This window comes from Maricaulis sp. (assembly GCF_039978735.1).
Classification (GTDB): domain Bacteria; phylum Pseudomonadota; class Alphaproteobacteria; order Caulobacterales; family Maricaulaceae; genus Maricaulis.
Genome location: NZ_JBDWAS010000047.1, coordinates 1 through 21313 on the forward strand (window position 1 = coordinate 1; position 21313 = coordinate 21313).

The following is a 21313-nucleotide window of genomic DNA, read 5'->3' on the forward strand; positions in this document are numbered from 1 at the left end:
GCGCCGGTCTTTTCAGACCGGGGCGCCAGAGAAGTTTGCGGGCGGGGTAGCCCGAAAAGGGTAGGCGCCGGACCCGATAGGGGAGGAGACGGGGCCCGGCGCGAAGTGCATACCGTATGGGGAGGAGACGGGTATGCAGAACTCAGATGGGGGATCTGAGAGCGCGACGTCGCCGCCGCGTTGGCAAGGCTTATGCCGCAGTTGCGAAATAGCGACCAGAGCCATGCGGGCATGTCGGCCATGCAGAAACGCGGCAAGAACACATTCTTGCCATGCATTCCGGCCGATTTGGTCACAGTGTGGTCAGCTCTGCCAGCGGCGGGCCTGTTCGATCAGGAAATCGCGGAAGGCGACAATGCGCCGGGAGCCGCGCAGCTCGCTGGGATAGACGAAATAGACTTCGAAATCGGGGCCGACCAGATCGGGCAGGACGCGCTCGAGGCGTGGGTTCTCGCGAGCGACATAGTCGGGCAGGGCGGCGATTCCCATACCGGCCTCGACGGTCTTCATCACGCCATAGATCGTATTGACCTCGACGACGGCCGGGCGTGGTGGGGCATCCGGTTCGCGGCCGGCCTTGGCGGCCCAGTCCAGACCCGGGATCGGGGCCAGCTGCGGCGGGCCGTAATGGATGATGGAATGATCGTCGAGGTCCTCGGGCGTCTGCGGCCGGCCATGGCGTTCGAGATATTCATGGCTGGCATAGAGGTGTTGACGCACGGCCAGCAGCTTGCGCTGGACGAGATCGTTCTGCGTCGAGGCCCAGGGACGGATGCCGACCTCCGCCTCCAGCCCGGCGAGGTCGAGCTCGTGATCGTCCAGCATCAGCCGGATGCGGATATTGGGATACTGGTCGTGGAATTCCGACAGGCGCGAGGCGAGCCAGATCGCGCCCAGCGCGGTCGGTGCTGTCACCTTGAGTTCGCCGGACGGTTCGTCGCGGGCATCGTGCACGCGCGCCTCGGCGACGGCGACCTTGCCGTGGATCTCGCGGGCGGCCTCGTAAAGCAGATTGCCCGGCTCGGTCGGGATCAGGCCGCGGGCATGGCGGTGGAAGAGGGTGACACCGAGATCGTCCTCCAGCGCCGCGATTTGCCGGCTGACGGCCGATTGCGACAGGCCGAGCATTTCGGCGGCACGGGTCAGGGACCCGGCCTGTGCCGCGGCATGGAAGGTCTTCAGCTTGTCCCAGTCCATGCCCTGCGTCTCCCCGGAATCGGCATCTCCCCGGGGCAGTCTATCTGTATGGGCACAAATCGCGAATGCACAATTGCGGCGGAGCCGGCACCGGGCCGGCTCCGCCGCTTGTGGGGCGCGTCTAGGCGTTGATATTCGACATCCGCGCTTCGGGATACCGGCCGCCCTTTACATCGTCCGCCAGGCGGTCGAGGCGCTCGGTCTGGGCTTCGCTCAGCTCCACGGCGCCTGCCCCGAGATTGATCTCCAGATTGGCGAGTTTCGTGGTGCCCGGGATGGACAGGATATCCTCGCCGCGGGCGAGCACCCAGGCCAGCGCGACCTGTGAGGGATGCGCGCCGACTTCGCCGGCCACTGTCTTCACTTCCTCGACGAGGGCGAGATTGGCCTCGAATGCGCCTTCCGCGAAGCGCGGCTGGTGGGCGCCCTGGCGGAAGTCATTCTCCGCCGGCTTGTGGTCCTGGGTATAGCGGCCGGTCAGCAGGCCCCGGCCCAGCGGCGAATAGGCGACCAGCGAGGCGCCGATCTCCCGCACCGCCGGCAGCGGCCCGTCCTCGATATCGCGGCTGAAGATGGAATATTCCGACTGCAGCGCGCTGATCGGATGGACCGCATTGGCCCGGCGCAGCGTCTCGGCGGAGGCTTCGGACAAGCCCAGCGCCCGGACCTTGCCTTCCTCGACCAGTTTCGCCATGGCGCCGACGGTTTCCTCGATCGGGCGCTTGAGATCGATCCGGTGCAGGTAGTAGAGATCGACATGGTCGGTCTTGAGGAATTGCAGCGACTCCTCGATGGCGCTGCGCATGTTTTCCTCCGACCCGTCGACATCCAGAAACGCGCCGGTTTCCTTGTCGCGCACGGGGCCGAACTTGGTGGCGATTACCACCTTGTCGCGGCGGTCGTGGAAGGCTTCGCCCAGCAGGCGCTCATTGGCGCCCATGCCGTAGAGCTGGGCCGTGTCGAAGTGATTGACGCCGGCGTCGATTGCAGCGTGCAGCAGGGCAACGCCGTCGCGCGTGTCGACGGCGGGGCCGTAGAATTCCGACAGGCCCATACAGCCCAGGCCGATCGGGTTTACGAAAATGCCGGAATGTCCGATTTCGCGTGTCTGCATGATGGTCTCCCCCTGGTGGAGATGAGGTTTGATGGATCGTGTTGTAGTGCGGACGCGTATATTTGACGTGAGCGCTCACTCACATATGGGGCGCCCGATGAGAACGCGCAAGTCCTGCCGGTCATCATAACGGTCCAGGTAGTCTAGCGGTTCAGGCGCCAGGAGTCCCAGGCGGTCTCGATTGCCATGTCGATTTCGGATGCGGTCCAGTCGCGCCCGGCATTGGCCTGCTTCAGCATCGAAACCATGGGCGGAAAGAAGAAGGCCGTGAGCACGGTTCCGGGAATATCCTTGATCTCGCCGCGGGCCTGACCGTCCTCGATCAGCGTGCGGATATGGCGCACGAAGCCGTCATGGATCGGTGTGCTGTCGCGGTCCGACAGCGGATACTCCGAAAAACGCTGGCCGTAGGTGAAGGCAGCCGGGTCCGCCCGGTAGGCATTCCAGACGCCACGCCATAATTGCCGGAACCGGTCCCGGAAACTGCCCGAATCGTCGGTCTCCGCCATGACGCTGCGGTAGACCGCTTCCTTGATGCCGGAATAGACCGCGACGAAGAGCGCGTCCTTGCTGTCGAAATGCCGGTAGAGCGTGCCCTCGGCCACGCCCGCACGCTTGGCGATGGCGGCGGTCGTGGCGGCGGAGAAACCGTCTTCAGCGACGAGTTCCAGCGCCGACCGCATCAGCTTTTCGCGGGTGGAGGCGAGCGGAGCGTTCATGAGGCCAGCAGGCGCGATCGGGGCTCAAAAGTCCAGAGCCCCGATGGGCGGCCTATTCCTGGGAGGCCAGATAGCGTTCCGCTTCGAGCGCAGCCATGCAGCCCATGCCGGCGGCCGTGACGGCCTGGCGATAGACGTCGTCGGTGACGTCGCCGGCCGCGAATACGCCCGGGATGGAGGTTTTCGGCGTGCCCGGCTCGACGACGAGATAGCCGCCATCCTTGGTTTCCAGCTGGTCGAGGAAGAGCTCGGTGGCGGGTGCATGGCCGATCGCCACAAAGAAACCGTGCGCGGGGATGTCGGTCGTCTCGCCGGTATTGACGTTCTTCACGCGCACGGCCGTGACGCCCGGCGGATCCTCGTCGCCGAGCACTTCCTCGACGACCGAATCCCACACCACCTCGATCTTCTCGTGCTTGAACAGACGGTCCTGCATCACCTTTTCGGCGCGCAGGCTGTCGCGGCGGTGCACCAGGGTGACCTTGGAGGCGAAATTGGTGAGAAAGAGCGCTTCCTCGACCGCCGTGTTGCCGCCGCCGACGACCACGACTTCCTTGCCGCGGTAGAAGAAACCGTCGCAGGTCGCACAGGCCGATACGCCGAAGCCCTGGAATTTCTGCTCGCTCTCGATGCCCAGCCACTTGGCCTGGGCGCCGGTGGCGATGATGACGCTGTCGGCGGTATAGGTCGTGCCGCTATCGCCCTTGAGGACGAAGGGACGGGTTTTCAGATCGGCCTCGACGATGATGTCGGAAATCATCTCGGTGCCGACCTTCTCGGCCTGCTCGCGCATCTGCTCCATCAGCCAGGGGCCCTGGATGACGTCGGCAAAGCCCGGATAGTTCTCGACATCCGTGGTGATGGTCAGCTGGCCGCCTGGCTGCAGGCCTGCGATCAGGACCGGTTTCAGCATGGCGCGGGCGGCATAGATGGCAGCCGTATAACCGGCGGCGCCGGAGCCGATGATGATCAGGCGTTCGTGACGCGTGTCGGACATGAAAAAACCTCTGGTCAGTCTTGCGGGCAGGCCTGTGCCGCGGTGTCTCTTGGATGTGATCGGACCCCTATATAGAGAGTCCCGCCGGGCGTGCACGCCTCTCCTGCTGCAGACCGGCCATGCAGGTCAAAGCGGCAGCAGGGCCTGCACCAGCGCCATGTCGCGGCTGCCCGGCCAGCCCATTGTCTCGAATACGGTTTCCGGCGCTTCGCCTTCCTGGATCAGCCAGGCGGCGTAGAGATGGGCCGAGCGGGTACCGCTGCGGCAATGCAGGACGATGCCGTTGTCCGGGTTGGCTGCCAGCAGGGCGCCCAGCCGCACGGTCAGCTCCGGCGATGCGCCCCAGGGGCCGCCGATCGGCTGCTCGACGTATTGCATGCCCCGGCTCGCGACAGCGTCGGCGAGGTTGAAGGGCAGGGCGGCGGTCTCTTCCGGCGTGCGCGAATTGACGACCAGCGCCACACCGTCTTCGGCCCAGCTGTCGAGATCGGCTTCGCGGGGCTGGCTGGCCAGGGCGATATGGCCGTGCCGGCACACGACCGGGTCGTTGGAAGGGGATGACATGAAGGGGAACCTCATTGCGGTGCGGGCTGCCACCGGTCGATGACGGCGTGCGCCATGCGGCGCGTCTCGTCCAGCGGCGGGTAGGTCCAGGTTTCAAGCGTGCCGAGGAAGGGGCGCAGGACACCCTGCGCGGTCAGCGCGGCGTGCAGGCGCGAGAACTTGCCCGGCTTGCCGTCCATCGCCAGCAGGTAGACTGGCTTTCCGGTCGTTGCCGCTTCCAGGATCATGTTGGTCGATTCTTCCGTGACGAAGATCCAGTCGGCGGCGGCCAGGAAGGCGAAATAGGGATTGTCGCCCTCGCCATCGAAAAACCAGACGCGCGGATCGCTGCCGAAGCGTTCGGCGAGCCGTTTGCGGATCGTGTCCGGCGTGCGCCGCGACACGGTCGCCATGACGCCGACGCCCTGGTCCAGCAGGCCGGCGATCCGCTCTTCCAGATAGCGGCCGATCTTCGGTGTCATGCGGTAGCGCTTGGAGGCCCCGCCGATCAGCACGGCGGCCCGCGGTGCCGGTAGCGCATCGATCTCGTCTGCGAACCGGGCCCTGGCCTCATCCAGTTGTGACGCTGCTATGCGGTTGGGCGAGCCGATCATCGACAGCGCATTGTCCCGGCGCAGCCGGTCATGCGCGGGCGCCACGATCAGGTCGAAGCTCGAATAGTGGCCGCGCGGATCCTGGACATAGACGAAGAAGCAGTCCGCAAAGACACGGCGATGGCGCCGCGCCTCGGCGACGGCGGCGCGCCCGCAGCCGATCCACAGATCGGGGTGCGAGTTGGCGGGCAGGGTGACGAAACCGTCCTTGCGCACCGTCACGCGTTCGATCCGTGTCGGATTGTCCAGTTCGCGTGCGACGGCTTCGGCCAGGCCGAGCGCCTGGTTCTCGATGCCGCGGCGGCCATCCGAGACGACCCAGATGGTCAATGGCGGAAGGGTGGAAGACGGTTCGGACATGTTCCGACTTAGACGGTGCGGGCGGGATCGCGTCAAGGCCGGTTGACGGGCTGCGCTACACGTGTAACAACATGCGACATATGTAGCGCGACAAGGCTGGAGTAACCGCATGTCTGCATCACCGCCCTCCCAGGCCGAGCTGGCCGTTCTCAAGCATCTCTGGAATGCCGGGCCGCAAAGCGCCCGCGAGGTGCAGGACGCGATCTCGGCCGATACCGGCTGGTCCTATTCCACCACGCGCACGCTGCTGACGCGGATGACCGAGAAAGGGCTGATCCGCCGCAAGGATGTGCACGGCCTGTCGGTCTTCACCGCCAAGGTCGAGAAAGTCTCGATGATGAGCCGGATGATCCGCGAGTTTGCTGCCAATGTCCTGGACATGGACGGCCCGCTGCCCGGTACCGCTTTCGCGTCGAGCCGCCTGTTCAGCGAGGAGGAAGCCGCCGCGCTGACCCGCCTGCTCGAACAGGCCGATGAAGCGGAGCGCGGGGAGGACGAGGCATGATCGGCGGATTGATTGATGCGCTCCTGCTCGGCGGCGGCCTGTCGGTCATTGCCGGCGGCGCGGCCTGGGCGCTCGCCCGGCTGCAGCGGCGCGGCGAAGCCGATACCGATATCGCGCTGTGGCGCGCGGCACGGCTGGTCGCCCTGCTGCCGGTACCGCTGGCGGCCATGATCTATGCCGTGCCGCAGACCGTGACCGCCGGCGGCGCAGCGCTGGTTTTCGAGCCACAATTTGCCGAAGTGACAGGCCCGTTGCCGCTTGCGGTCGAGGCGGGCGGGTTCGTGCTGCCGGCCCTGCCGTCCCCGACGCAGACCATTCTGGCGCTCTACCTGGCCGGTCTTGTGGTCAGCCTGGGACTAGCGGGCCTGCGCCACCTGGCGCGGCGTCGCATGATTGCGGCCAGCCGTCCCGCCAGCTGCGAGGAGCGCCGGCCGCTCGAGGCGCTTGCCGAGGACATCGGCGTTAGTGCTCCGGAGATGCGGGTCGGGCCCGACACGGCGTCGCCCATCCTGACCGGCTGGCGGGGTGTCGTGCTGGTTCCGGCGGCGATGCTGTCGCGCGCCGATGCGCTGCGCTTTGCGCTGGCACACGAGCTGAGCCATCTGCGCCGCGGCGACGAGCGGGACCGTCTCGTCGGTGCCGCGCTGATTGCGCTCTTCTGGTTCAATCTGCCGCTTCGCTGGATCGAGCGGGAGCTTAATGCGGCGCGGGAAATCGCCTGCGACCGCGACACGCTGGAGGCGCTGGGGGGCGCACGGCGCAAGGCCTATGCGGCCGCGCTGATCGAAACCATGCGGATCGCGGCGCCGCCGGCGTCTGCTTTCGGCCCTCACGACAGGAGACATCGTGAAATGCGGATCAAGGCCATCATGACTTCAACCGCCAGCCGGCGCGGACGCGCGGCCTGGCTGGCTGCCACAATCCTCGCTGCCGGACTGCCGGTCGCCGGCGCCCAGGCGCTGATCACGGAACGGCGCATCGTCGCCGAACCGGCTGAGCATGTCGCGCCCGAACAGGACGCGCAGGCGCCGATGCAGGCCGCCTTTGATGCCCAGCAGGACGAGGACTGGCAGGCCTCTATCGATCAGGTGACAGCAATCGTCGATGCGCCCGGCAGCTCGGCTCATGACCGGGCGATCGCGCTGCAGATGCGCGGCCGGGCTCATTATGAGCTCGGTCAGACGGACGCGGCGATTGCCGATTGGCAGGGCGCGATCGATACCGGTGCTATGGATGAAGGCGGCAGCCGCAATCTGCGCATCAATGTCGCCCAGTTGATGATTGCGGACGGCGATGCCGAGGCGGGCGCGGAAGCGCTCGAGGCTGCGCTGGGCGAGGACGAGCCCGATCTGCGCTTCATGCGGATGCTGGCCCAGGCCTATGGCCAGGCCGGCCGCTTCGAGGACGGTCTGGGCTATGCCCGTGCGGTCTATTCCGACGATCCGGCGGAGAGCAATTTCCACCTGCTCTACTATTATCTCCAGGAATTGGGGATGGAGCGGGAACTGGCGGAGCTGACCGCGTTGCAGGAACAGCGCGAGACGTCCGGCGAACCCAAGATCAATCGCCGCGAGGCTCCGGCCGCGCCGGTCGTGTCCGAGCCTTCGCCCGAGCCGCATCCGGCGCCGCATGCCGAACCCGCTTCTGAGCCCAGCCCGGTCCGTCAGGTCCGGCCGGCCCCGCAGGCCGAACCCCGCGCCGAGCCGCGTCCTGTGACGGCGCCGGCTCCGTCGCTGACCCACCGCGTGGCCCATGGCCGGATCAGCAGCCGTTATGGCGACCGTCCGGCGCGTCCGGCAGGGGCGCAGCAATTCCACCATGGTGTCGATATCGCGGCCGATCGCGGCACGCCGATCGTGGCACCGGGACCGGGCGTGGTCGTTCATGCCGCGGCCGGGTTCAACGGTGAGGCCGCCTGGGGCAATACCGTCGCGATCGATCACGGCAATGGCTGGCAGACGGTCTATGCCCACATGGAAGGGTTTGACGTCTCGGTCGGCGACCGCGTGTCCTCCGGTCAGCAGATCGGCCGTGTCGGCTCGACCGGCCGCTCGACCGGACCCCACGTCCATGTCGAGCTGCACCAGAACGGCCAGCGGATCGATCCGGCCGACTATCTTCCGGGCCTTCGCTAGCGTCCGGTCTGCACGCCGTGCTGTCATGGTGTAGGATGTGCTACATCATGGCAGCATGGATGGGACATAGAGATGCCATTGGCGCATCATTCATGTCACACAGTTTTACTCGGCGCGCTGGGCCTGCTGGCGGCCTGCGCGCAGACACCGCGGCCGCCTGAGACAGAGGCGACATTCCCGGCCGGGATCGCCGTGCCCGGTGCGGAAACCGGGGAAGCCGCGCCCGCGGCTGCGGCGGGGAGTGTCCTGTTCAGCTATCCCGTCGTGTCCGGCATCGTCTATTCCGGCTTCGGTGCCGCCCGCAGCGGCGGGCGGTATCATTCCGGCATCGACATCTCCACACAGTACGGCACCCCGGTCCTGGCCGCCGGCGCCGGCGAGGTGATCCATGCCGGTTTCGGCTATCAGGGATCGGCGGCCTGGGGGCGTACGGTGGTGATCGATCACGGTGAGGGCTGGATCACGCTCTATGCCCATCTCTCGGCCGTCCATGTGGCGGCCGGCGACCGTCTCGACGGCGGCGAGCATATCGGCGATGTCGGCACGAGCGGCAATGCGACCGGACCTCACCTGCATATCGAAGTGCGGCAGGACGGTATCGCCCGCGACCCGTCACGGCATATTCCGGGCATCGGCAGCGGCTCCTGAAGCCCTGCGACAGGATGGCGCTGCGCGCGCTTGCTTGCTGCGCAGGCCCGGGTGCAGTATGCGGAATGCGACTTAGTTGCATTCTCCGGCGGTGCCCAGGCGCGTATGTCCCAATCCACCATCCAGATCTGGTCCTGGCTGCACAAATGGTCGAGCCTGGTATGCACGCTCTTCCTTCTGATGCTGTGCGTCACCGGCCTGCCGCTGATCTTCCATCACGAGATCGAACATCTCGCCGGCGAGGACTACGTCATGCCGGACCTGCCCGGCGATGACGCGCTGGAAAGTCTCGACACGGTGCTCGCCGAGGCGCTGGCCTCGCGGCCCGGCGAGGTCGGCCTGTTCATGAGTTTCGACGAGGACCGGCCGGTGGTGAATGTCACCTCGGGCCCTTCCTATGACGCGCCGGAACGGCAGATGACGCTGATGTCGCTGGACTGGCGCTCGGCGGATTTTGTGCCGCCGCCGGTGGAAGAGGGGATCATGGCGGTGATCCTCCAGCTGCATATCGACATGTTCCTGGGTCTGCCGGGAAAGTTCTTCCTGGGGGCGATGGGCGCGCTCTTTGTTGTCGCCATCGTGTCCGGCGTGGTGCTCTACGCCCCCTTCATGCGCAAGCATGATTTCGGCACGCTGCGGGTGTCCAGAAGCCGCCGGGTGAAATGGCTCGACTGGCACAATCTCCTCGGCATCGTCACCCTGGCCTGGGCGAGCGTGGTCGGGCTGACGGGCGTCATCAACGCTTTCTCCGAACCGATCACCGCGACCTGGCAGGCGACCCAGCTGGGCGAGATGACGGCAGGCTATCGCGAGGCCGAGCCGCCGGCCGAACTGGGCTCGATCCAGGGCGCGATCGACGCGGTGACGACAGCTTCGCCGGGCATGCGGGTGCAGTTCGTGGCCTTTCCCGGCGGGCTCTATTCCACCGATCACCACTATGCGGTCTTCCTGCAGGGCGCGACGCCGCTGACCAAGCGCCTTTTGACGGTGGGCCTGGTGGATGCGGTGACCGGCGAGCTGACGGATATCCGCCCCATGCCCTGGTACATGCAGGCCTTGCTGCTCTCGCAGCCGCTGCATTTCGGCGATTATGGCGGCCTGCCGATGAAGATCCTCTGGGCGCTGCTGGATCTGGTGACGATCGTCGTGCTCGGCTCGGGCATCTATCTCTGGCTGGCCCGCCGCAAGCGGCCGGTGCGCACGCTGATGGCGGAGGCCGAAGCATGAGCCGCGCTGCCGCCAGACCCCGCCGCCGCAGCCTCGGCGCGATCTTTGTCATGCCTGCACTGATCGGCATTTTCAGCCTGGTCGGTCTTGTCAGTGCGCTGGCCGGCGACGGTTTCAGCGACATCCTCTCCTGGGCCGGCCTCGCCGTGCCCCTGATCGCCATCGTCTGGGCCTGTGCCCGGCGGCGGCAATGACCTCCCCCAAGAAGACGACAGAAAGCTCACCCCCATGACCTTCCGCTCCCTCTGCCTTGCCGCGACCGCCATCGGTGCCGTTGCCGCAGCGCCCGCTTTCGCCCAGTCCGCCGATGAGGATGTCATCGTCGTCACGGCGCCGGACTATGTGCCGCTCGGCTCGGAAGCCGCCAACAAGACCGGCATGCCGCTGATCGAGACGCCGCAATCGGTCTCGCTGATCTCGCGCGACCAGATCGACCTGCTCGACTGGAACAATCTCTCCCAGACCGTGCGCTATGTGGCCGGTGTGACGGGCGAGAATTACGGCCCGGACATGCGCGTCGACTGGCTGACCATGCGCGGTTTCGAACCGGTGCAATTCCTGGACGGCACGCGCGGCTCGATCGGCTCGATCGCCAATACCGGCCTCGATCTCTACGGCGCGGAAGAAGTGCGCATCCTGCGCGGCCCGTCGGCAGCGCTCTACGGCCTCACCCCGCCGGGCGGTCTGGTCGATATCGTCTCGCGCCGTCCGCGTGAGGAATTCGGTGGCGAGATCGGTGTGGAAGTCGGCAATCAGGATCTCTGGCAGATCAATGGCGATGTCACCGGCGCCCTGTCGGACACGGTCTCGGCGCGTCTGACGGGCCTTTACCGCGAAGGCGGCAGCCAGACGCGCGGTGTCGAGACCGACCGCACCTATATCGCGCCGGCCCTGACCTGGCAGGCCTCGCCGCGCACCACGCTGACCCTGCTGGCCTATTATCAGGATGACGGCATCTATGGTGACGGCATGGGCTTTTTCCCGTCCCAGGGCACGCTGACGCCCAATCCCAACGGGCCGATCCCGGTCGATGCCAATCTGGGCGAGACCCGCTATAACCGCTTCGAGCGCGAGCATTACGGCGTCGGCTATGAGTTCTCCCACGAATTCGAGGGCGGCATCACGCTCACCCAGAACCTGAAATACACGGATCTGGAATCCATCCAGCGCGGCATTGGCGGCAATGGTTTCGTCGATGCCGACTTCGACGGCACGCCGGACGACTATCGCACGGTGAGCCGCTATTCCTTCTCCTTCGACGAGGATGTCGACACGCTGTCGGTGGATACGCGGCTGGCAGGCACCTTCACCACCGGTGCGATCGAGCATGATCTGACCGGCGGTCTGGACTGGCGCGAATACGATTATATCGGCGCCTCGGCCTTCTCCTTCGCCGGCATCCCGACCATCGACATCTATAATCCGGTCTATGGCCACACCATCGCCGACCTGCCGACTGCGCCCTTCGACAGCACCCTGCAGCAGCAGACCGGTCTCTACCTTGTCGACCAGGCGCGGCTGGATAACTGGATCGCCACGCTGACCGTGCGTCATGACTGGGTGAAGACCGAACAGCGCCTGGCCGGTATCGATCATGATGATGACGACACGTCCTGGACAGCGGGCCTGGCCTACCGGTTCGACAATGGCCTCGTGCCCTACGTCTCCTGGGCGAGCAGCTTCCAGCCGGCGGCCGGTTCCGACCGCAATGGCGTGGCCTTCGACCCGACGCGTGGCGAACAGGTGGAAGCCGGTGTGAAATACCAGCCGGATCTGGGTCCGGACACGCGCGTCCTCGCGACGGCAGCGGTCTATCGCCTGGTGCAGGACAATGTGCTGACGCCGGATCCGCAGAACGCTGCGGGCGAAAGCTTCCAGGTGCAGACCGGTGAAGTGGAAGTCTCCGGCTTCGAGGTCGAATTCGTCGGCCGCTTCCGCGAGCGTCTGAGCCTCAATGCCGCCCTGACCTGGACCGACAGCGAAGTGACGCGCTCCAACGGTCCGGACCTGGGCGCCGAACTGCCGGTCGTGCCCAGCTTCCAGGCCTCTGCCCTGGCCGACTACACGATCCAGGAGGGCCGGCTTGCCGGTCTCGGTGCCTCGCTTGGCGTTCGCTACATGGCTGAAAGCGCCGGCAATCTGCCGTCTGCCTTCACGCCGGAAGTCTACACCAACCCGTCCGTCACCCTGTTCGACGGTTCGGTGCATTATGACTATGCCGACTGGCGCGTGGCGGTTTCCGGTTCGAACCTGTTCGACGAGACCTATGTCGCGCGCTGCTATTCCGCCGTGAACTGCTTCTACGGCGCCCCGCGCACGGTGCGTGCGAGCGTGACGCGGCGGTTCTGACAAGACGCTGCTGCAAGTGGGGCAGGCTCTCGCCGTGTGCGTGAGGTGACGCGCTCCGAACCGTCATTCCGGCGAAAGCCGGAACCCAGGTCGCAGAGCGGGGCGGGGGCTTTCCTGGAAAAAGCCGGCCTTGTGATCTGGGTCCTGACTTCAGTCAGGATGACGGTTTGTGGTGTGGAATTTTTCTTCCCGACGACCGGCGGCGACGTGGGCCGATGCGGCACCGGCGCCCTTGACCCGGCTGAACCCCTGAGGCGGAATTCCAGCATGTGGTTCAAGGGGGAGTGAGCGGGAGGGCCCGCGTCTTTCACCAGCCCCGAGTTTCTCCCGGCCGGAGGCCTGCGAAAGCAGGCCGCAGTGCCGGGATCCAGGGTCAGCGGGGCGGTTCCCGCTGAAGGCGTGGCGCTGCTGCAGCTGGGCGTTTCTCCGGGCACGCTCCGAAGCGTCATTCCGGCGAAAGCCGGAACCCAGGTCGCAGAGCGAGGCGGGGCCTTTCCTGGACGAAGCGGGCCTTGTGATCTGGGTCCTGACTTTCGTCAGGATGACGGTTTGAGGAGGTGGCGTCTTTCTTTCCCATTTCATGGGGAAGTGGGCCAACGCAGCGCTAGGCGCCCTTGACCCGGCTGAACCCCTGAGGCGGAATTTCGGCGTGTGCTTCGAGGTGAGCAGGTGGCTCAGCAGTTCTCTTGGTCGCTGGTGAGGAGTTGGATTTGATATGGTCTACGGAAGTGATGAATCTGGGAGGTTCAACACCTTTAGTCTCGCTTACAAGGATAATCCCTCAATTGAAAACTACGTGCATCTGCGTAGATCGAATCCTGAAGCAGAAATTGAGATATCCACGTTGGGCGGGTTCGATGCGGTCGTAGCGATGCGCTCAGAGTTCGAGCCATATGGATTCACCGTTGAAGAGTTGATGAAAGTTCTTGATGCCGATCAGGCAACATTGAGTGAAGTCTCGCTGCGACTTCTAGAGGAACTTGTGAGGCAAAAGACTCTTATTGAGGGGGGCGAATCACACTTGGTCAGCCGTGGGAAGGCTATTCCAAATAAGCTGATAGACTGGGTGATCGCATTGGCGTTGGAGGCGCTCAGTTGGAACGATTCTGGGCAGACAAATCGAGACCTGATCGTTTTGATAAATGAGCGCTTGGTTGGGACGCAGCCCCACTTCGCAACTTCCTTTCGAACTCGGCGGCAGCGAGAAGGCGCCATCAGGATCGGCGCCAGTATGGTGGCTCAGGGGAAGAAGCCCTCCATTCGGAAAGCCGCTGAAGTGCTTGGCTTGGCGCCTAGTACCGTCAGCCGATGGTTCAAGCCGGGCGAGTATCAAGCCGAATGCAATGAGATGTCGGCAATGTTTCAGCAAGATGGAAGATTAAAGCCGTTGGTTGGTCTCGACTAGTGTTGCGAGTGAATGCGTTTGCGCAACACAGAGGGAGTATCGCAACCTTGTGCACGATATTGCACAGGGAGCTTCGTGGATGGACAAGCTTTTTCGCTTGATAGAGACGGCGACAATTCGCATCTGTGGGGCGCACGCGTCAGGTTTTGGAGTGATTTGCTTTACAGTTATCGCCGTGATTGCGATCCAAAACTTATGACGATGGTGTTGGCTGCAGAAACGTCCAACCCCACATCAAAAAAACCGGCACCCCATCGGAGCGCCGGTTTGTTGCTTCAGCGATGTCGCCGGGGCCTAGCCGCCCCAGCTCACATTCATGATCTCGTAGCTCTTCAGGCCGCCCGGGGCGTTGACCTCGATGACGTCGCCCACCTCCTTGTTGATCATCGCGCGGGCGATGGGGGAGGAGACGGAGATCTTGCCGGATTTCACGTCCGATTCGTCGTCGCCGACGATCTGGTAGGTGGCTTCCTCTTCGGTGTCTTCATCGAGCACCGTGACGGTCGCACCGAACTTCACCGTGTCACCCGACATCTTGGCGATGTCGATGACCTGGGCGCGCGCCAGCTTGTCCTCGAGTTCCTGGACACGGCCCTCGATATAGCCCTGGCGTTCCTTGGCCGCGTGATACTCGGCGTTTTCCGACAGGTCGCCGTGTTCGCGCGCTTCGGAGATCGCGGCGATCACCGCCGGGCGTTCGACGGATTTGAGGTGTTTCAGCTCTTCGTCGAGGGCTTTATGCCCTGCGACGGTCATCGGGATCTTGTTCATACGACCACTTATCTTCGGGAGTGGAAGGCAGGCTAGCCTCCACGAAGTTGACCATCAAGAGTAGGTCTGCAGGGCCACAGGTTCAAGCGCTCCTTCATCGATCCGGCGCAAGGACAGAATTGCGGCGCGCGCGGCCGAGGCTGTCGTGTAGCACGGGATGCGCATGTCCAGGGCGGTGCGGCGGATCGAATAGCTGTCCAGGTGCGACTGACGGCCTTCGGTCGTGTTGAAGATCAGCTGGACTTCGCCGTTTTTCATCAGGTCGACAATGTGCGGCCGGCCCTCGAATACCTTGTTGACGCGGGTCACGGGCACGCCGGCATCCTCGAACACGGTGGCAGTGCCCGCCGTGGCGAGAATCTTGAAGCCGAGCATCACCAGCACGCGCGCCGGCTCGACCATGGCGGCCTTGTCGCCCTCGCGCAGCGAGATGAAAACGCCGCCCGAGCGCGGCAGTTTCACACCGGCGCCCAGTTCGGCCTTGGCGAAGGCGGCCTCGAACATGGTGTCGATACCCATCACCTCGCCGGTGGAACGCATTTCCGGACCCAGAACCGGGTCGACGCCGGGGAAGCGGGCCCAGGGCATCACCGCTTCCTTGACCGAGATATGTTTCGGCGCCGGATCCTTCAGGCCGAAATCCTTCAGCTTGGCGCCGGCCATCACCTTGGCGGCGATCTTGGCGACCGGCTGGCCGATGGCCTTGGCCACGAAGGGCACGGTGCGCGAGGCGCGCGGATTGACTTCGAGCACGTAGATCTCGCCGCCCTTGACCGCGAACTGCACGTTCATCAGGCCCTTCACGCCGATGGCCTTGGCCATGGCGACGGCTTCCGCCTTCAGCTCGTCGACCATCTCTTTCGAGAGCGAGTAGGGCGGCAGCGAGCAGGCGCTGTCGCCGGAGTGGACGCCGGCTTCCTCGATATGCTGCATCACGCCGGCCACCCAGACATCTTCGCCGTCGCAGATCGCGTCGACATCGACCTCGTCGGCATCGGTCAGATAGCGGTCCAAGAGGAGCGGGGACTTGCCGGAGACGTGCACGGCTTCGCGCAGATAGCGGTCGAAACTGTCGATCTCGCGGATGATTTCCATCGCTCGGCCGCCCAGCACATAGGAGGGGCGCAGCACCAGCGGGAAGCCGAGCTTCTCGGCTTCTGCGCGCGCCTGTTCTTCGGAGGAGGCGATGGCGTTGGGCGGCTGTTTCAGGTTCAGCCGGTCCAGGAGGTCCTTGAAGCGCCAGCGGTCTTCGGCCAGGTCGATGGCGTCCGGTGCGGTGCCGAGGATCGGCACGCCTTCCGCTTCCAGCTCGGCGGCGATCTTCAGCGGGGTCTGGCCGCCATACTGTACGACCACGCCCAGCAGCTCGCCCTTTTCCTGTTCCTTGGCGATCAGTTCCAGCGTGTCCTCGAGGGTCAGCGGCTCAAAATACAGGCGGTCGGCGGTGTCGTAATCGGTCGAGACGGTTTCCGGATTGCAGTTCACCATGATCGACTCGATGCCCATCTCGCCGAAGGCGAAAGCGGCATGGCAGCAGCAATAGTCGAACTCGATGCCCTGGCCGATCCGGTTCGGTCCGCCGCCGAGAATAATGGCTTTCTTCGCATCCGAAGGATCGCTCTCGCAATCCGCCGTCTCGCTGCCGAAGGCCGGGGTCTCATAGGTGGAATACATGTAGGGCGTCGCGGCGAAGAATTCGGCGGCGCAGGTGTCCACGCGCTTGAAGACCGGGCGCACGCCCAGGGCGCGGCGCGCCTTGCGCACATCGGCTTCCTCGCGCTTGACCAGCTTGGCCAGGCGGGCGTCCGAGAAGCCCATGGCTTTCAGGTTGCGGAAGCCTTCGGCGGTTTCCGGCAGCCCCATTGTGGCAATGTCTTCCTCGGCGTGAACAATCGCCTCGATCTGGCGCAGGAACCAGGGCTCGTACAGCGAGGCAGCCTGCACTTCAGCGACGCTCAGGCCTTCGCGGAAAGCCTGGGCGATGACGCGCAGACGGTCCGGCGTGGCCACCGACAGGGCGGCGCGCACGGCTTCCTTGCGGGCATCCTCGCTGGTCGCTTCCTCGACGCCGGGAATGTCGACCTCGTCGAAACCGGTCAGGCCGGTTTCCATCGAGCGCAGGGCTTTCTGCACGCTTTCATGGAAGGTGCGCCCGATCGACATGGCTTCGCCGACCGACTTCATCGACGTGGTCAGGCGGTTGTCGGCGCCGGGATATTTCTCGAAGGCAAAGCGCGGGATCTTGGTGACGACATAGTCGATCGTCGGCTCGAAAGAGGCCGGGGTGGCGCCGTCGGTGATGTCGTTGGCGATCTCGTCGAGCGTATAGCCGACGGCCAGCTTGGCGGCGACCTTGGCGATCGGGAAGCCCGTCGCCTTGGAGGCCAGGGCCGAGGAGCGCGAGACGCGCGGGTTCATCTCGATGACGACCATGCGGCCGTCTTCCGGATTGACGGCGAATTGCACGTTCGAACCGCCGGTCTCCACACCGATCTCGCGCAGCACGGCCAGCGAGGCCGAGCGCATGATCTGGTATTCCTTGTCGGTCAGGGTGAGGGCCGGTGCCACGGTGATCGAGTCGCCGGTGTGCACGCCCATCGGATCGATGTTCTCGATCGAGCAGACAATGATGCAATTGTCCGCCTTGTCGCGGACGACCTCCATCTCGAATTCCTTCCAGCCGACAATGCTCTCCTCGACGAGGATTTCATCGACCGGCGAGGCATCGAGACCGGTTTTGCAGATCGCCTCGTATTCCTCGACATTGTAGGCGATGCCGCCGCCCGTGCCGCCCAGGGTGAAGGAGGGACGGATGATGGCCGGCAGGCCGATCTCCGGCAGCACGGCTTCGGCTTCGGCCATAGTGTGCACGGTGCGCGAGCGCGGGCTTTCCAGGCCGATCTTGTCCATCGCGGCGCGGAAGCGCTCGCGGTTCTCCGCCTTGTCGATCACGTCCGCCTTGGCGCCGATCATCTCGACCCCGAACAGGTCCAGCACGCCGCGCTTGTTCAGCTCCAGCGCACAATTGAGCGCGGTCTGGCCGCCCATGGTCGGCAGCAGCGCGTCCGGGCGTTCCTTCTCGATCACCTTGGCGACCATTTCCGGCGTGATCGGCTCGATATAGGTCGCGTCCGCCAGCTCCGGATCGGTCATGATCGTGGCCGGGTTGGAATTGACCAGGATGACCCGGTAGCCCTCGGATTTCAGCGCCTTCACCGCCTGAACGCCGGAGTAGTCGAACTCGCAGGCCTGGCCGATCACGATGGGACCGGCGCCGATGATCAGGATGGATTTGATGTCGGTGCGTTTGGGCATCAGCGCGGGCCTTCTTTGTCGTGCGCGCGCGCCCGTCGCGGCGTTCCCGGTCGGGATGCCGTGCAGGCGCGTCGGTTTTGGTGCTGAAGCGGGTACCTAACGCGGAATCGGAGCGAAGGCGAGGGGGAAACTGAGGGATTCGGTGCGTTCGGTCGTAACGAACTGAATTAAATATGAAATAGCCCGCATTTTCAGGCGGAAAACCGTCGCGGAACGGAGGGTATCGGCAATCGGGAGAAACTGGTCCGGCCGGGCCCTGGTGTGTGAGAGAAGGCGAGACCCGGTCAGTCAGGCACGAACCGCAACGGCTGGGGGTATGGGTTGATACGGTGGTGCTCCCGATTGCCGATATCCGACGATTCAACTAATATCGGAAAAAATTCAAGTGAAACTTTAATTCAGGATGCAGTTCGTGACCGATAATGCGCCCGCCGCACACCGCAATGATGCCCGTATCCGGGGGCTGAGCCGCTTTCTGGCTGTGGCCACGCTGGTCCTCATGGCCCTGCAGCCGCTGGTGGTCTGGGGGGCATGGATGCTGCCCGACCTGTCCGGCATGCTCGAGCGGCCGGTGCCCGGCAACGGGCTGGGCGGGCCGTCGCTGGACTGGTTCATCCTGCCTGTACGTCTCGGCGCGGCGGGCATCGCCACCGTTCCGGTCGTGATCACGCTGTACGGGCTTTGGGGGCTGCGCGGCCTGTTCACCGAATGCGCGCAGGGACGGTATTTCTCGGCCGAAGCCGTGACGGGCTTCCGCCAGTTCGCCCTGGCCAGCCTGGTCAACGCGCTGTGGTCGCCCGCCGGTCATACGGTGATGGGCGTCTATCTCTCGGTCGCCAACCCGCATGTGCCGAACGCGCTGGAAATCGCCTTCTCCTCGCGCGATGTCCAGGCCATCGGCCTGGCGCTGCTCTTCTTCCTGGTGGCGCACATCCTGGCAGAAGGCCGCCGCAAGCAGGAGGAGCTGGAGCTGATCCTGTGAGCGATGAGGACGAGACCCTGCCCGGCGAGATCATCGTCCATCTCGATGTCTGGCTGGCGCGCCGCAAGATCCGCTCGAAGGAGCTCGCCGACCGCATCGGCGTCAGCGAACAGGCCCTGTCGATGATCAAGACGGGCAAGATCAAGGGCGTGCGTTTCTCCACCCTGATCGCCCTCTGCGACGCCCTCGACTGCCAGCCGGGCGATCTGTTTGAGTTCCGGCGGCGGACGCACGGCGATTAGCACCGTCCGTCCCTGCCATCCTCAATAGCGCGTGCGCAGGCCCAGCCAGACGGACAGCGTGTTGTCGGCCGAGGCGACATGGTTTGGCTGGAGGGCATAGCGCGCGGCCATGGCCAGGGTCGCGCCGGCCAGCGACCAGCGATAGCTCAGTTCACCGGCGACTTCCCGGCCCGACGGCGTCAGGCTGCCTTCGCGCCGGTCATAGACCAGGTTCCAGTCCTCATCGACACCCACGGCGAGCTCGCCGGCCACCCGGCCGCGCTCGGCGCGCAGCGGTTGGTTGAGCGTGAGGCCCAGCGTGCCGTCGAACAGGGTCCGTTCCGCACCCAAGGACCAGGCTGTTGCCAGCGGTGTCTGGGTGACGGTCAGCCCGTCGGGCAGGGCCGGCTCGCTCCGGGCGAGCTCGAGCCGCGCCGAGCCACGCCAGTTGGCGGGGAGCTGACCGGACCAGGCAAGTGCCTGGAATTGCGTCTCGGCCGTGTCGTCCTCGCCGAAGCGCCGGGCCAGGGATCCGCCCCAGGCCGAGCCGGTCTCGGATGCGCTGCCCAGCTCCAGCGCCAGCGTCTGATCGCCAAGCGCATAGGTCATCGCCGCCGACCGGGCGCCGCGCTCGCCATTGCCCGTGGAGCGGACGACGAAGCCGAACGCGCCGTCTTCCCAGCGCACGGTCGACCAGCTGTCCTGCAGGCCGAGGGCGAAACCGCTGCCCGCTTCCAGCGATGGCGCCAGTACAGGCGCGCCGGCACCGGGCAGCACGCCGGGCGCGGCGAAACCGTGTCCCGCAGCGATTTCCATATTGCCGCTGCGATAGGACAGCGTCAGGGCCGGCTGCCGGCGCTGCAGCTCGTCGTCCAGCTGGGGAAAGAGATCAACGCGCGCCGGCGGCTGGCGCAGGGTCAGGGCGCCGGATGCGCCCACAGCTGTGGTTCGCACGGTGGAAAGCCCCGCCTCCGCAGCCGCCTCGAACTGTCCCGTCTGGATGCTCTCCGGCCGCCGCTGATCCAGCAGGGCCGCGACCGAATAGACGCGATCATAATCGTCGCGCAGTACGGCATCGTCGAACAGGCCGGTATTCCAGGCCCAGTCGCCGAAGGCACCGCTTGCTGGAGTCGCGAGAGCGGTCAGGTCCGTCACCCATTCCGCCGAGGCGGAGGCCATGCGCGTCTGCCCCTGCGGCGCAAAGGCTTCGGCCATGTCCGGTACGCCGTGACCATAGATGTCGTCGACGCCGGTTTCACCGAGGTCGCGGGCCGTGTCGTAGAGGATCTGCAGGGCTTCGGCGCCGGAAAGATTGGGAAAGGCACTCATCAGCAGTGCCAGCGATCCGGCGATCTGCGGCCCCGAGAAGGACACGCCGTTCACATGGGTCGATGTGTTTCCGTCCAGCGCAACAAAGATGTTCTCGCCCGCCGCCGAAATGGCAAAGTCGGCGAGAATACCGGCCCGGGCCGAGAAGCTCGCCAGCTCGCTGTTGGCGTTCAGCGCCGGTACCACCACGATCTGGCCGCGCATGGCCGGATCGTTGGCAAAGGACACGGGAAGCCAGTCGCCGACGGTGCGGTCCTCGATCGGGACGTCGCCGGAATAGTTCGCTGTCCCGATCGTGATCAGGACGCCGGCCTCAACGGCGCGCAGCAGGGCGTCGTAGATCAGGGCACCGCCATGCTCATAGGCTGAGGGCGGCCGCGCCAGCGACAGGCTGATGATCTGGGCGCCGTGATTGACGGCATAGTCGATCGACAGGGCGAGATCGGTTTCGGTGTAGAGCGGGAAATTGCCGCCGAGCTCGGTGTTCTGCACGCCGCGATCGACCCGGATGTCCAGGAGTGTGGTGTCCGGCGCCACGCCATGTGTGCCGATATTGTTGCGCGCCGCTGCGATAACGGCGGCGATCGCCGTGCCGTGACTGGATCCATAGTCACCCAGCGTGCCGCCCTGTTCTTCCCAGATCGATGTCGAGTCCGGGTGAAGGCTGCCGCGCAGCTCGACCCAGCTGTCGTCGATCCCGCTGTCGATCACCGCAATCGTGATCCCCTCGCCGAAAGCACCATTGGCATAGGCATGCGAGGCATTGATCATCCCCAGCCCGTACTGGGCGTTGTACTCGGCGGTTTCGTACTCGGCTTCCGGCGGCGGAGGCGGTGGTGGCGGAGGTGGGGGGGGGGGGTGGACAATCGGTGCCCCCCCTCC

General features: G+C 65.3%; 18 protein-coding genes. 9 read left to right on the top strand and 9 right to left on the bottom strand.

Translation table 11 applies throughout. The features are described 5' to 3' along the window. Positions 1-303 precede the first annotated feature (303 nt). From ABJO18_RS14430 to ABJO18_RS14455, 6 genes are all read right to left on the bottom strand, one after another. On the bottom strand, positions 304-1197 hold the full coding sequence (locus ABJO18_RS14430) for a LysR family transcriptional regulator (protein ID WP_348508465.1): 894 nt from the start codon (positions 1195-1197) through the stop codon (positions 304-306). Positions 1198-1318: 121 nt separating this feature from the next. Then, positions 1319-2311 (bottom strand): aldo/keto reductase, encoded by a 993-nt coding sequence (locus tag ABJO18_RS14435; protein WP_348508466.1) that lies wholly within the window; start codon positions 2309-2311, stop codon positions 1319-1321. Positions 2312-2454: 143 nt separating this feature from the next. Further along, on the bottom strand, positions 2455-3030 hold the full coding sequence (locus ABJO18_RS14440; protein WP_348508467.1) for a TetR/AcrR family transcriptional regulator: 576 nt from the start codon (positions 3028-3030) through the stop codon (positions 2455-2457). 52 nt (positions 3031-3082) lie between these two features. After that, a complete protein-coding gene (gene trxB / locus ABJO18_RS14445) occupies positions 3083-4027 on the bottom strand; it encodes a thioredoxin-disulfide reductase (protein WP_348508468.1) in 945 nt (314 codons plus the stop codon). Between the two features lie 126 nt (positions 4028-4153). Further along, on the bottom strand, positions 4154-4591 hold the full coding sequence (locus ABJO18_RS14450; RefSeq protein WP_348508469.1) for a sulfur transferase domain-containing protein: 438 nt from the start codon (positions 4589-4591) through the stop codon (positions 4154-4156). Positions 4592-4602: 11 nt separating this feature from the next. Then, entirely contained in the window at positions 4603-5544 is a 942-nt protein-coding gene (locus ABJO18_RS14455; protein ID WP_348508470.1) for a mitochondrial fission ELM1 family protein, read from the bottom strand. Positions 5545-5653: 109 nt separating this feature from the next. On the opposite strand from ABJO18_RS14455, the gene ABJO18_RS14460 reads away from it, so the two are divergent. From ABJO18_RS14460 to ABJO18_RS14490, 7 genes are all read left to right on the top strand, one after another. Continuing rightward, on the top strand, positions 5654-6049 hold the full coding sequence (locus ABJO18_RS14460) for a BlaI/MecI/CopY family transcriptional regulator (RefSeq protein WP_271188172.1): 396 nt from the start codon (positions 5654-5656) through the stop codon (positions 6047-6049). Next, positions 6046-8184 (top strand): peptidoglycan DD-metalloendopeptidase family protein, encoded by a 2139-nt coding sequence (locus ABJO18_RS14465; protein WP_348508471.1) that lies wholly within the window; start codon positions 6046-6048, stop codon positions 8182-8184. The genes ABJO18_RS14460 and ABJO18_RS14465 overlap by 4 nt, the downstream gene beginning before the upstream one ends. A 78-nt stretch (positions 8185-8262) precedes the next feature. Continuing rightward, positions 8263-8832 (top strand): M23 family metallopeptidase, encoded by a 570-nt coding sequence (locus tag ABJO18_RS14470; RefSeq protein ID WP_348508472.1) that lies wholly within the window; start codon positions 8263-8265, stop codon positions 8830-8832. 105 nt (positions 8833-8937) lie between these two features. Beyond that, complete coding sequence (locus ABJO18_RS14475; protein WP_348508473.1) at positions 8938-10059, top strand: PepSY domain-containing protein; 1122 nt, start codon at positions 8938-8940, stop codon at positions 10057-10059. Then, positions 10056-10253: a hypothetical protein gene (locus ABJO18_RS14480; protein WP_348508474.1), complete on the top strand. Its 198-nt coding sequence runs from the start codon at positions 10056-10058 to the stop codon at positions 10251-10253. The genes ABJO18_RS14475 and ABJO18_RS14480 overlap by 4 nt, the downstream gene beginning before the upstream one ends. Positions 10254-10287: 34 nt before the next feature. Continuing rightward, complete coding sequence (locus ABJO18_RS14485; protein WP_348508475.1) at positions 10288-12408, top strand: TonB-dependent siderophore receptor; 2121 nt, start codon at positions 10288-10290, stop codon at positions 12406-12408. 715 nt (positions 12409-13123) lie between these two features. Continuing rightward, on the top strand, positions 13124-13813 hold the full coding sequence (locus ABJO18_RS14490; RefSeq protein ID WP_348508476.1) for a helix-turn-helix domain-containing protein: 690 nt from the start codon (positions 13124-13126) through the stop codon (positions 13811-13813). A gap of 294 nt (positions 13814-14107) precedes the next feature. Here the strand turns inward: ABJO18_RS14490 and greA are convergent, their stop codons facing one another. Together greA and carB are read right to left on the bottom strand one after the other, a co-directional pair. Next, on the bottom strand, positions 14108-14584 hold the full coding sequence (greA, locus tag ABJO18_RS14495) for a transcription elongation factor GreA (protein ID WP_271188179.1): 477 nt from the start codon (positions 14582-14584) through the stop codon (positions 14108-14110). Between the two features lie 54 nt (positions 14585-14638). After that, positions 14639-17899, bottom strand: a complete 3261-nt coding sequence (carB, locus tag ABJO18_RS14500) for a carbamoyl-phosphate synthase large subunit (protein ID WP_348515979.1) — start codon at positions 17897-17899, stop codon at positions 14639-14641. Between the two features lie 412 nt (positions 17900-18311). On the opposite strand from carB, the gene ABJO18_RS14505 reads away from it, so the two are divergent. Both ABJO18_RS14505 and ABJO18_RS14510 read left to right on the top strand, forming a co-directional pair. Next, positions 18312-18881 carry a DUF2975 domain-containing protein gene (locus tag ABJO18_RS14505; RefSeq protein WP_348507112.1) on the top strand — a complete coding sequence of 190 codons (570 nt, stop codon included), beginning with the start codon at positions 18312-18314 and terminating at the stop codon, positions 18879-18881. A gap of 17 nt (positions 18882-18898) precedes the next feature. Next, positions 18899-19123, top strand: coding sequence for a helix-turn-helix transcriptional regulator (locus ABJO18_RS14510; protein WP_348507114.1), 225 nt, complete (start codon positions 18899-18901; stop codon positions 19121-19123). A gap of 21 nt (positions 19124-19144) precedes the next feature. On the opposite strand, the gene ABJO18_RS14515 is transcribed toward ABJO18_RS14510, so the two are convergent. Beyond that, the coding region (locus ABJO18_RS14515; RefSeq protein ID WP_348515980.1) for a S8 family peptidase at positions 19145-21313 on the bottom strand (2169 nt) is incomplete at its 5' end.

What these genes read in the sequence shown, in the direction of transcription:
- ABJO18_RS14465 (WP_348508471.1), top strand. Translation starts at nt 6,046, where the DNA reads ATGATCGGCGGATTGATTGATGCGCTCCTGCTCGGCGGCGGCCTGTCG.
- ABJO18_RS14450 (WP_348508469.1), bottom strand. Translation starts at nt 4,591, where the DNA reads ATGTCATCCCCTTCCAACGACCCGGTCGTGTGCCGGCACGGCCATATC.
- ABJO18_RS14480 (WP_348508474.1), top strand. Translation starts at nt 10,056, where the DNA reads ATGAGCCGCGCTGCCGCCAGACCCCGCCGCCGCAGCCTCGGCGCGATC.
- ABJO18_RS14455 (WP_348508470.1), bottom strand. Translation starts at nt 5,544, where the DNA reads ATGTCCGAACCGTCTTCCACCCTTCCGCCATTGACCATCTGGGTCGTC.
- ABJO18_RS14435 (WP_348508466.1), bottom strand. Translation starts at nt 2,311, where the DNA reads ATGCAGACACGCGAAATCGGACATTCCGGCATTTTCGTAAACCCGATC.
- ABJO18_RS14440 (WP_348508467.1), bottom strand. Translation starts at nt 3,030, where the DNA reads ATGAACGCTCCGCTCGCCTCCACCCGCGAAAAGCTGATGCGGTCGGCG.
- ABJO18_RS14430 (WP_348508465.1), bottom strand. Translation starts at nt 1,197, where the DNA reads ATGGACTGGGACAAGCTGAAGACCTTCCATGCCGCGGCACAGGCCGGG.
- ABJO18_RS14490 (WP_348508476.1), top strand. Translation starts at nt 13,124, where the DNA reads ATGGTCTACGGAAGTGATGAATCTGGGAGGTTCAACACCTTTAGTCTC.
- greA (WP_271188179.1), bottom strand. Translation starts at nt 14,584, where the DNA reads ATGAACAAGATCCCGATGACCGTCGCAGGGCATAAAGCCCTCGACGAA.
- carB (WP_348515979.1), bottom strand. Translation starts at nt 17,899, where the DNA reads ATGCCCAAACGCACCGACATCAAATCCATCCTGATCATCGGCGCCGGT.
- ABJO18_RS14485 (WP_348508475.1), top strand. Translation starts at nt 10,288, where the DNA reads ATGACCTTCCGCTCCCTCTGCCTTGCCGCGACCGCCATCGGTGCCGTT.
- ABJO18_RS14460 (WP_271188172.1), top strand. Translation starts at nt 5,654, where the DNA reads ATGTCTGCATCACCGCCCTCCCAGGCCGAGCTGGCCGTTCTCAAGCAT.
- trxB (WP_348508468.1), bottom strand. Translation starts at nt 4,027, where the DNA reads ATGTCCGACACGCGTCACGAACGCCTGATCATCATCGGCTCCGGCGCC.
- ABJO18_RS14475 (WP_348508473.1), top strand. Translation starts at nt 8,938, where the DNA reads ATGTCCCAATCCACCATCCAGATCTGGTCCTGGCTGCACAAATGGTCG.